The sequence below is a fragment of the Tenacibaculum sp. 190524A02b genome (assembly GCF_964036645.1).
In the GTDB taxonomy this organism is placed as follows: Bacteria; Bacteroidota; Bacteroidia; order Flavobacteriales; family Flavobacteriaceae; genus Polaribacter; species Polaribacter vairaonense.
The window spans coordinates 2,065,028-2,076,945 of record NZ_OZ038525.1; the positions used below are offsets into that span (position 1 = coordinate 2,065,028).

At 31.4% G+C, this 11,918-nt stretch carries 5 protein-coding genes and 1 tRNA gene; 2 read left to right on the plus strand and 4 right to left on the minus strand.

Annotation, left to right across the window (positions count from 1 at the left end; genetic code table 11):
• The first annotated feature begins 28 nt into the window (after positions 1 to 28).
• Positions 29 to 7,867 carry a fibronectin type III domain-containing protein gene (locus ABNT65_RS08160; RefSeq protein ID WP_348747635.1) on the plus strand — a complete coding sequence of 2,613 codons (7,839 nt, stop codon included), beginning with the start codon at positions 29 to 31 and terminating at the stop codon, positions 7,865 to 7,867.
• Positions 7,868 to 7,890: 23 nt separating this feature from the next.
• Here ABNT65_RS08160 and ABNT65_RS08165 read toward each other — a convergent pair whose 3' ends face one another.
• From ABNT65_RS08165 to aroC, 4 genes are all read right to left on the minus strand, one after another.
• Positions 7,891 to 8,436, minus strand: a complete 546-nt coding sequence (locus ABNT65_RS08165; RefSeq protein ID WP_348747636.1) for a DinB family protein — start codon at positions 8,434 to 8,436, stop codon at positions 7,891 to 7,893.
• A 57-nt stretch (positions 8,437 to 8,493) separates the two neighbouring features.
• Positions 8,494 to 9,027 (minus strand): Crp/Fnr family transcriptional regulator, encoded by a 534-nt coding sequence (locus ABNT65_RS08170; RefSeq protein WP_348738961.1) that lies wholly within the window; start codon positions 9,025 to 9,027, stop codon positions 8,494 to 8,496.
• Complete coding sequence (locus ABNT65_RS08175; RefSeq protein WP_348747637.1) at positions 9,027 to 10,091, minus strand: PA0069 family radical SAM protein; 1,065 nt, start codon at positions 10,089 to 10,091, stop codon at positions 9,027 to 9,029. The genes ABNT65_RS08170 and ABNT65_RS08175 overlap by 1 nt, the downstream gene beginning before the upstream one ends.
• A gap of 167 nt (positions 10,092 to 10,258) precedes the next feature.
• A complete protein-coding gene (aroC, locus tag ABNT65_RS08180; RefSeq protein ID WP_348747638.1) occupies positions 10,259 to 11,320 on the minus strand; it encodes a chorismate synthase in 1,062 nt (353 codons plus the stop codon).
• A gap of 326 nt (positions 11,321 to 11,646) precedes the next feature.
• Here aroC and ABNT65_RS08185 point away from each other — a divergent pair.
• Positions 11,647 to 11,731: transfer RNA gene (locus ABNT65_RS08185), tRNA-Ser, on the plus strand.
• Positions 11,732 to 11,918: the final 187 nt, after the last annotated feature.

The following is an 11,918-nucleotide window of genomic DNA, read 5'->3' on the forward strand; positions in this document are numbered from 1 at the left end:
GTACTACCAAATTAAAAAATTATTAACTATGAATAAGAAAATACTATGCTTCTTATTGCTATGCGTATATGTAGCTAAAAACTATTCTCAACAAGTATGGAGAAACGATTTAAAAATCAATTATTCTCAAAAAATTAGCGATGCTCCAAGCAATTATCATCAACTAAAATTAAATCAAAATCAATTAGCTACCATTTTAAGGAAATCTGCCAATAGATTTTCTAAGCACCACACTAAAACTATTCTTACTTTACCTATTACTGGTAAAAAGTTTGAAGATTTTGAAATTTTAAAAGCTTCTAACTTCAGTAAAAAATTACATCAAAAGTTCCCTAGTATCAATTCTTATGTTGCTAAAAGTTTAACCACTAATAAAACTGCAAGAATTAGCTACTCAAAACATACTGGATTATATGCTTACATTCAAACAAGTGAAGGAACTAGAATAGTAAAACCTCTAGATCATAAAACTAATAGTTATGTACATTTTAAAAGATCAGATACTAAAAGTTTTAATGATTTTGAATGCACTACTATAGAAACTTCCAAAAGAAACTTTTTTAAACTTAATAATAAGATTAGCACTAATGACGGATATCTAAGAAAATATAGGTTAGCTCTAGCAACTACTGGAGAGTTTTCAAACTTTTTTTTAACAGGTTCAGAAACTACTGATGAAGAAAAGAAAGCCGTTGTTCTTTCTGCTATAAACAACTCTTTAACAAGAATCAATAGTATTTTTGAGAGAGATTTTGGTGTAACCATGGAATTGATTGACAATAATGATCAACTAATTTTTCTTGATGGTAATAATGATCCTTTTAGTACTGGTGGTTTCAATAATCAAATTCAGAACACTTTAGACACGACCATTGGAACTGGAAACTATGATGTTGGGCATGTATTTGTTCTTAGTAATCGAAAATATGGAAGCGCAGGGTGTATAGCATGTGTTTGTACTGAAGGATCAAAAGGTAGTGCTTTTTCAGCACACCATTCTCCCGATACTGATGATTTTAATATGCTTGCAGCTCATGAATTCGGACATCAATATGGAGGACTTCATGTTCAAAGTAGTGCCAATTGTAGAAGTGCTTTTGGTTTGCAAGAAGTAGAACCAGGTAGTGGTAGTACTATTATGAGTTACGCAGGTATTTGTGCTCCTAATGTCCAATTCCATTCTGATGATTATTTTAACTATGTAGATATTAGAGATGTAATTGAATGGACAAGAAATAATAGTTCGTGTGCAGAATTAATAGCTACTGGAAATAATGATCCGACAGCAAATGCTGGAAATGATTATACCATTCCTATTTCCACTCCTTTTATACTGGAAGGAGCTGGAAGTGATAATGATGCTAATTCTAGTTTAACTTACTGTTGGGAGCAAAATAACCCTGAAGATCCTTTATCTACTAGTACTCCTCAACCAACATGGAGCCAAGGCCCTTTATTCAGGTCAAAGTTGCCAACTGAGTCACCTATCAGGTATATTCCACAATTAGAAGATGTAGTTCAAGGAAACTTAACTCCTACTTGGGAAGTAGTACCTTCAGTAAGTAGAGCCATAAACTTTGTTTTAACAGTTAGAGATAATGCTAGTTCTGGAGCAAAAACTGCTTCAGACGAAATGATTATTAACACTACTGATACAGCTGGTCCATTTGTTGTTACTTCTCAAAACTCTGCAGAAAACTGGAATGTTGGAGACACTAAAACGATTACTTGGGATGTTGCCAATACTGACGTCGCTCCTATTAATGCTTCTCATGTAGAGATTTTACTTTCTACTGATGGAGGGTTTACCTACCCACATACTATTATATCTAATACACCTAACGATGGAAGTCAAGAAATCATAATACCTGAAATTCCTGAATCTACCACACAAGGAAGAATTATGATTAAACCTGTTGATAATATTTTTTATGCCATCAACAGTAATAATATAAACATTCAAGTTTCAGAGTTTATAATGAGTTTTAACCAAAGCTCTCAAGAAGTTTGTAAACCAGATGTTATTGAATATGACTTTACTTACAAAACTTACTTAAGCTTTAGAGAAACTACTACATTTACTGTAGAAAATCTTCCTAATAATTTAACTGCTAGTTTTTCTCCTAATACTGTTATAGACAATAATACTCCTATTAAATTAACAATTACTGGAACTAATAACTTAGCAATTGACAATTATACATTTAATGTAGTTGGAACTACAAATACTACTGTAAAAAAAGCTTCGTTAGAATTTAACATATTTGAAAGCACAATTCTTGTTCCAACTCTAACTTCTCCAGTAAATAATAGTACAGGTATAAATATCTCTCCTTTATTGTCTTGGGAAAGCGATGATAATTCCGCTACATATCTTCTTGAAATTGCTACGGACAATAACTTCAATACAATAATAGAAAGTAGTTCTTTAAGCGAAAACTCTTACAATACTAAGCAAGTAACTAACTTTAATACTACTTATTTTTGGAGAATTAAATCAACAAACACTTGTGGAGATAGTGATTACTCAGAAGCTTTTTCGTTCACTACCAAGTGTTCAACTCCTTCTTCAATTAATACTACAGCTGATAAAGACAATATTCAAATTTCATGGTCAGATTCAAATGATTCCAATAATTGGGAAATAGAAGTTGTTTTAAACAATACCCTACCTACTGGAATAGGAACTATTACAAACACTAATCCTTATACTGCTAGCAACTTACAGTCTGGAACAACTTATGACATTTATGTAAAATCATTATGCTCTGATACTAATTCAAGTGATTGGGCTGGACCTTATAGCGTGACTACCTTAGCTGATTTTTGTAATGGAGATAAGTTTTACGATCCTGGAATTGAAGGAAACTATCCTAAAAATCAAAATGTAAAAACTATTATACTACCAGAAAACGCCAATGTGGTTGAAGTAAACTTTTCCTATTTCCAAATAGAGAGTGGATATGACTATTTATATGTTTACGATGGTAACGATACTGATGCTCCACTAATTGGTAGATATACGGGGATGAATTCTCCTGGTTTACTTAGGTCAAAAATAAACCAAGGTTTAACCTTTGTTTTTACATCTGATCATGTTGTTACAGATATAGGATGGGAAGCAACTGTTAATTGTATTACCATTACTTGTCCTGAACCATCTGATTTTAATTATACAAACATCTCTGGAAATTCTATTGACTTAGAGTGGACTGTAAATGGTAGTGAAAATAAATGGTTAATAGAACACGGTTCTAAAGGTTTTACCCCTGGAAATGGTATTAAAACACAAGTTTCCTCTAACCCAATTACTATTGAAGGGTTAACTCCAGAAACTGAGTACGATTTTTATGTAAAGGCCATCTGCGGTGAAACTCCTTCTGAAGATGATAGTTTCAATGTAGGTCCAATATCCGTAAAAACACCATGTGGTACTTTTGATACTCCCTTTAATAATGGAGCAGAAAATCAAAACACAGGAAGCTCTATAGAAAATTGCATGAGCGCAACCCCAGATATTTATCAAGCAAACTTTTTCTGGGAAACTTACTCTTCAACAAACAGCTCTACAATTAGTACTGGGCCACATAAAGCTTATGAAGGCAATAAATATTACAGAACTTCTCCTTCCTCATACTCGAATTCTGGAGACCAAGCTTTTTTACAAACTCCTTTTATTAATATAGATAATCTTACCGTACCTACTTTAAACTTCTTTAGTTATATGCATGGTAAAAACATAGGTAGTTTACATGTTGATGTATGGTCTAATAATAATTGGACTACAGATGTTCTTGTTATAAATGGTGAACAACAAAGCTCCGCTACAGAATTATGGTCTGAGCATTTAATAGATTTAAGTGATTATTCTGGTGACATCTTAATACGATTTAAAGCAATATCTGGTGGAACTAATACTAATGAAATAGATATTGACGCTATTAGTGTTATTGAAAAACCATCTTGCCCTAACCCTAGCAAAATTACTTATGAAAAAATTAACGGTAACACCGTAAATTTCTCTTGGGATGCTAACGGAGGAGAATCTAAGTGGGTTTTAGAATATGGACACAAAGGCTACACAAAAGGCAACGGTGTTAAAATAATGACTACAACAAATCCTACTTCGATTAACACTCTTTTACCTGAAACTGAATATGATTTTTATTTAACAGCTATTTGTGGCGAAAATCCTAATGAAGATGATAGCAATGCCATAGGCCCTATTGGTTTAAAAACTCTTTGTAGTACTTTTTCGATTCCTTTTAATAATGGAGCAGAAAATCAATACACAAGCAATACAATTCAAAATTGTATGAGTGCAACACCTGATGTTTATCAAAACGCTTATTACTGGGTTGCTAAGTACTCAAACTATAGTAATTCTATTACAACTGGCCCATACAAAGCTAATGAAGGGAACAAGTACTATAGCACCAATAATCCATATCAAAATAGCAAACAAGGAGATGAAGCTAGCCTGTTTACTCCTGTAGTAAATATAGATAGTGCAAATAACCCTACTTTAAACTTCAACACCTTCATGTTTGGTGAAAATGTAGGTAGCTTACACATTGATATTAGAAATAATGGAAATTGGAATAACGATATTTATGTTATTAATGGACAACAACAAACGTCTCCAAATGATTTGTGGCAAGAGCATTTAGTAGACCTTAGTAACTTTTCTGGTGAGATAACTGTTCGTTTTAGAGCTATCTCAGGAGGAGAAACTAATAACGAGATTGATATTGATTCTATCAATATTATTGAAAAACCAAGCTGTCCTAATCCTACAAATTTTAATTATGATAATATTACTGCTACCACAGTTGATTTAACTTGGACTTCAAATGGAGAAGAAAATAATTGGGAAGTTGAATACGGTTTAAAAGGTTTTACAATTGGTTATGGAACTACTGTTCAAACTGATACTAATAATTTCACTTTAGAAAACTTACCTTCTAATACTGAATTAGATATTTATTTAAGAGCTGTATGTGGAAATGCTTCTAATGAAGATAACAGTGAATTTATTGGCCCTATCCAAATCAAAACACTTTGTGGTATTTACTCTACCCCATACACCAATGGTGCTGAAAATCAAAATACCAATTCTATTTTACAAAATTGCATTGTTGGTTTACCTGAAATTTATCAAGGCAATTATTTTTGGGAAGCTCAATACTCACCTCAAAACAGTTCAAATGTTTATGGACCATATAAAGCGCAAAGCGGAAATAAATATTACAGAGCTAGAGCCTACAATAGCACTAGTGGTGATGAAGCTAACTTATTAACACCAAATATTGATATTTCTACAGTAACAACCCCTACTTTACATTTTTACACTTTTATGCATGGTGAAAATATTGGTAGTTTACATGTTGATATTTTGAATAACGGTACTTGGACTAATGACATATTTAGCATAACCGGAAGTCAACAAACTTCTGTTCATGATCTATGGGATGAGCATTTTATCGATCTATCACAATTTACAGATATTATTAAAGTAAGATTCAGAGCTGTTACTGCTGAAGGCTATGGTCTTAAAGAAATTGATATTGATGACATTAGTATTATTGAAAAACCATCATGTATCAAACCAACAAACATTAAAGTTAGTAATGAAACTATTAATAGTGTTGATTTAAGCTGGATTACTAATAACAATGAAAATAACTGGACATTAGAATACGGTATCGAAAACTTTAGTATTGGATCTGGTACACAGGTTAACGTTTCTAACAATCCATATACTTTAGAAAACTTAAACTCAAATACTACCTATGATGTTTATATAAAATCCAATTGTAACACCAATAATTCTAGCGAATGGAATGGTCCTTTTAAATTTAAAACCAAAGCTGATTTTTGTAACGGAGACCATTTCTACGATACTGGTGGAGCTTCAGGGAATTATAGCAATAATGAAAATTACACAACTACCATTTACCCTAAAACCGGTACTGATATAGTTACAGTATTCTTTAATTATTTTGAAATTGAAAACTGTTGCGATTATTTATATATATATGATGGTCCCGATACGAATGCTAACTTAATAGGACAATATAATGGTACCAATTCTCCTGGTAACATTGCTTCTACTCATAGCTCAGGAGCTTTAACCTTTAAGTTTACTTCTAGTAATTATACTAATTACGGTGGTTGGGATGCTACTGTTTTATGTGAAAGTGATACTTGTTTAACACCGATTAACACATTAGCAACAAATATTTCTTATAATTCTGCTCAAATTCAATGGGAAACTAGAAGTAACGAAACTAGTTGGTTTATTGAATATGGAGAAAAAGGATTCACCCCTGGAACAGGAAATAATATTCAAATATTAACCAATCCTATTACCTTAAACAATTTAACCTCAGATACAGAGTATGATATATATGTAACTGCTAATTGTGAAGGAACTCCTAGTACAATCTTAAATCCTTATAGTTTTAAAACAACACCTAACTATTGTAATGGAGATCGTTTTTACGATTCAGGAGGTATTGACGGTAGTTATAAAAATAATGAAAACTATATTACTACAATCTACCCACAAGATAATGCTGATTTTGTTTCTGTTACATTTAACTCTTTTTCTACGGAAGGTTGTTGTGATAGGTTATACATTTATGATGGAGACAATACGAACGCCATCTTAATAGGTAGTTATGCTGGTAACAATAGCCCTGGAACCATTATTTCTACTCATGAAACAGGTGCTTTAACCTTTAGCTTTACATCAGATAGTTCAATAACCAGTTCAGGTTGGGATGCTACTGTTGAGTGTGGAACATTATCTTGTCCTAAACCTACAAATATTCAAATTGAAAACATCACGCAAAATTCAGTAGATATAAACTGGATAGCTGGTTCTAACGAACAATCATGGGAAATTGAATATGGTCAAACAGGTTTTACTCAAGGTAATGGTACTCTTATCCAAGTTGACAACAACAACTATACAATTAATGATTTAGGACAATTACAAAGTTATGATGTATATGTAAGAGCCAACTGTGGAAGTACTGACAATAGTTTATGGGCTGGTCCTTTTAGTTTTGCTACAAATTGTAATTTAACTGCTCCATTTTATGAAAACTTCTCCAGTAACTCTGTTCCTAATTGCTGGACACAATATGGAAGCGAAAATTGGAATTTTAGCACAGGAGCAGATTATGATGCACAAAATGCTGGTGATTTTACATCTGGAGGAAATACAAATTATGCTTGGATTGATGGTTCTTCTCCTAATGGTCCAAATCAAACAAGTAATTTATTTACTGAGATTATTGATATTTCTAACCTATCAGAACCTGCATTACAGTTTTCAGTATTCAGTAAAAACACTATAAGTAATAGTTTTAATAGCTTACTAGTTAAAGTACATAATACTGCAAGCACAGCCCATACACTTTTACAGCTACAAGGTGCTACAGAAAATGGAGGTTGGCAAACATTTACATATGACTTATCTGATTATATTGAATCTAATCTGATACATATAGAATTTATAATCACAGAAAATAGCCCTGAGTCTCCTTATCATAATGATATTTTAATTGATGATGTTAGAATTGATAACCTAACTACCTTAGGAACTAAAGAAGTTAATATCTTAGATAATGTTTCCTATTATCCTAATCCAGTAAAAGATAATTTAAAAATAAATAGTCCTGAGCTAATTACTAAAGTAGAAGTTTATTCTATACTTGGAAGAAAACTTCTAGATAAGCCAATTAAAGAGTTTAATAACGTTCTCGATATTGATTTTTCTAATTATGCTTCTGGAACATATCTTGTAAAGGTATTTGCCCAAAATAGACTCAAATCTTTTAGAATCTTAAAAGAATAACTTAAAAAGGAATAGTGTTAAAGCTATTCCTTTTTTATTTTTTGTGCTTGAACAATATGCCTTTCATTATGATAAATTACAAATCGAAAAGCATCTCCTAACCTTAATTTTAGTAATGGTAATGTGATAGAGGTTTTAATTTTTGTCAGGTTTTTATCCTTAGCTAGTTTTAACAACTCTAATAATTCATTTTGATACCCTATAAAACCATCTAACACCTCATTTTTTTCTAATATTGAATAAATAGGGTTTTTACTCTTAAACGTATTCATTGTTTTCATGTTTTCTTTAGGCAACATATCTATAGCGAATTTATTCCCTAAATATCCAGGGTTAAATACAGATGAATTTTGGTATCTTGATGTCCTAATTCTCTTGTCTATCTCTTCATTATAAAAGGCTGCATATCTATTCAAATGTTCAATACATTCTAAGATAGACCAAGAAGTTTTCTCCCTCTTTTTTTGAAGCTCTTCTTCTGGTATTGTTTTTAAATATTGGGCATATTCAATATGAGAACATACATAATTCTCTAACTCGGAAAGTAATTTTTGTTTATTAAAAACCATTTCAATTATTATTTATTCAAATTTCTAAAAATAAAAATGGTTAAATATTGATTCTAATCAAGAGTTTTTAAGGATTCTTGATAATGTTTCTGGTGTCATTCTCAAATAAGATGCAATGTACTTTTGAGGTATCTCTTGAAAAACCTGTGGGCTTCTTTTCATAACACGTTCAAATCTTTTTTGTGGTGAATATGTTATTAAATCAATCTCTCTTTCTATTTGTTGGTACACGAAACTTTGTAATAATTGTTCCCAAGTATCTTTGAACTCTTTTTTTGAATTCATTAACTCTGTAAAGCTTTTTTTGGAAATCACTTTTAACTTACATTTTTTTATCGCTTGTATATAAAAAGAAGTCGGTTGATCTGTTAAAAAAGAATCTAAAGCTGTGATTATTGAGTTTTTGTAACCAAACCTAATCGTATGCTCTTCAACCTCATCTTCAATAAAAACCCTCAAACTTCCTTCAACAACCAAAAACAAATATGTATTTACTTCTTCTTTATTTACTAAAAACTGACCTCTTTTTAATTCTATTTCATCTTCCCAAGCTTTTTCAAGAATATTTAAAAGTTGATTGTGTACACTCATTAAAATAGTTTCATTTGATTGGTTTGATTTTTATCAAATTTAGTAAAATCTAGAGGAGGTAATTCTATATTTTTTAAATACATCCTTTTAGCTAATTGGAATTGAATTTTAATTTGCTTTGCAAACTCACCTTCACCTTTCATTCTTGTTGCATAATTAGAATCATTTAATGTACCGTTATGACAAGCTTTTATTTGATTTAAAATTTTGTCCGCTCTATCTAGATATGTCTTTTTCACCCAATTCGTAAAAATTTCACCTATAGCGCCATTTAGCCTAACAACGGTATAACCAACTGATTTTGCACCTAAAACACTCACTTTTTTCACTAGTGGTATAATTTCATGATTATTAATAGCTGGTATTATTGGTGCCATCATAACACCTACAGGTACCTTATTTTCTGATAAAATTCTTACTGTTTCTAATCTTTTTTTTATTGAAGCTGTCCTTGGTTCTACTTTTCTTCTTACTTCCTCAGATAATGACGTTATTGAAATATTAACTCGTATCAAGTTCATTGACGCCATTTCTTTTATAATGTCTATATCTCTTAATACCAAAGAGTTTTTAGTAAGGATACTTACTGGATGTTTAAGTTTTAATAGAACCTCTAACATTTTACGCGTTATTTGAAGTTTCTTTTCTATCGGTTGATAACAATCCGTATTCCCTGATAACATTATGTTTTTAGGAACCCAACTCCTACTTCTTAATTTCTTTTCTAATAACTCAGGCGCATTTGTTTTGTATAAGATTTTACGCTCAAAATCTAAACCCGCAGAATATCCCCAATACTCATGTGAATTTCTAGCATAACAATATATACAACCATGCTCACATCCTTGATAGGGATTCATTGAATACAAAAAACCAACATCAGGGCTGGGCGCTTTATTTAAAATTGTTTTAGGGAAAATTTCTAAATAAGATGTTTTATTATTATCTGACTTTTCTTTTTCAATTTCACAATAATTTAAAAAATCATCTAAAACTTCATATTTATGTTGTAAAAACCTATTATGGACGTTGTGTTGCGCTCCTCTACCCTTTATATAACTCATTATTAAAAATCATTAAATTATTGAATGACCTTATTGAGAATAAAGAAGTAAAAGTCCCCTAAACACCCTTTTGCATTATCACAAAATCACCCACTGCAATATTACAAACAAAACACAAATAATACAAAAAACAATATCATAAAAAAAGGCTCTTAAGAGCCTCATTTTTATATTTTTCTTGTTTTATTGGATAACCAAAAATCTGCAAAGACAAGTGCTGTCAGCGCTTCAACAATTGGTACTGCCCTAGGTACTACACAAGGATCATGCCTTCCCTTACCTAGTATTTCTGTAGCTTCTCCTTCAGCATTTATTGTTTCCTGGTTTTGCATAATTGTAGCTACTGGTTTAAAAGCAACCCTGAAATACACATCCATTCCATTTGATATTCCTCCTTGGATTCCTCCAGAAAGATTAGATTTTGTACTTCCATCTGAATTGAAAATATCATTATGTTCAGATCCTTTCATCTTAGCTCCACAGAATCCACTTCCAAACTCAAAACCTTTAACAGCGTTAATTGAAAGCATTGCTTTTCCTAATTCTGCATGTAACTTATGAAAGATTGGTTCACCTAAACCTACTGGCGTATTCTTAACTACACAAGTAATGGTGCCACCAATTGTATCTCCTTCTTTTCTTATTTCTTTAATCCTATCAATCATTTTTTCCGCAATTTCCTCATCAGGGCAGCGAACAATATTCTCCTCTATCTTGGAAAAGTCTAAATCTTGATATGGTTTTTCTAAAAAAATATTACCAACAGAAGAAGTATAAGCATTAATATTAATATGACTAATAAGTTGCTTAGCTAAAGCTCCTGCAACTACCCAATTGGCTGTTTCTCTAGCAGAAGTTCTTCCTCCTCCTCTATGGTCTCTTATACCATATTTTTTATCATAGGTAAAATCTGCATGAGAAGGTCTATACACATTTGTATTATGATTGTAATCTTTACTCTTTTGGTTTGTATTCTTTATAACAAACCCTATTGAAGCTCCTGTAGTAACCCCTTCAAATATTCCAGATAAAAATTCTACTGTATCTGGTTCTTTGCGTTGCGTTACAATTTTCGACTGTCCAGGCTTACGTCTGTCCAATTCATTTTGGATAGCCTCAAAATTTACTTTCATGCCCGCTGGAAAACCATCTATGATTCCCCCAATAGCAATACCGTGCGATTCACCAAATGTGGTTAATTTTAAAATATTTCCGAATGAATTAAACATCTTATAGTTATTTTGGGAACGAAAGTAGAATTAATTATTAAAATAACACAATGAAATATTAATAATTATTCGTCAATTATTCCCTTATAATTACTGTTTCATGCTACGTTTTAGCTGAACACTCTTTATATATGTATGGCTGTTTAATTTTTTTATTATTTTTTTTCTTTTGATAAAAAAGCAAAAAACACTGACTACAAACATGTTACAATCACCTTTGTATTTTCTCTAGATTTTTATTCAAAAAAAACTCAAAAAAACTTTTTTAGAATTAAAAAAAGGTCATATATTTGCACCCGCAATCAGGGAATACCTGATACCACAAAGGAGAAATGGCAGAGTGGTCGAATGCGGCGGTCTTGAAAACCGTTGACTGTAACAGGTCCGGGGGTTCGAATCCCTCTTTCTCCGCAAATCCGAAGTTAACGCTTCGGATTTTTTTAGGGGATTAAAGAAAAAAGGCTTGCAATGCAGGCTTTTTTTTTTTTGCTTAAAACTTACCTATTTCATACCATCTACTAATTTAAAGTAATACAAAATCATCTATTTTAAAAATAATTTCAAATATATTTTACTTTTTTCTTGGTACAATGCTTTT

What these genes read in the sequence shown, in the direction of transcription:
- aroC (WP_348747638.1), bottom strand. Translation starts at nt 11,320, where the DNA reads ATGTTTAATTCATTCGGAAATATTTTAAAATTAACCACATTTGGTGAA.
- ABNT65_RS08170 (WP_348738961.1), bottom strand. Translation starts at nt 9,027, where the DNA reads ATGAGTGTACACAATCAACTTTTAAATATTCTTGAAAAAGCTTGGGAA.
- ABNT65_RS08165 (WP_348747636.1), bottom strand. Translation starts at nt 8,436, where the DNA reads ATGGTTTTTAATAAACAAAAATTACTTTCCGAGTTAGAGAATTATGTA.
- ABNT65_RS08175 (WP_348747637.1), bottom strand. Translation starts at nt 10,091, where the DNA reads ATGAGTTATATAAAGGGTAGAGGAGCGCAACACAACGTCCATAATAGG.
- ABNT65_RS08160 (WP_348747635.1), top strand. Translation starts at nt 29, where the DNA reads ATGAATAAGAAAATACTATGCTTCTTATTGCTATGCGTATATGTAGCT.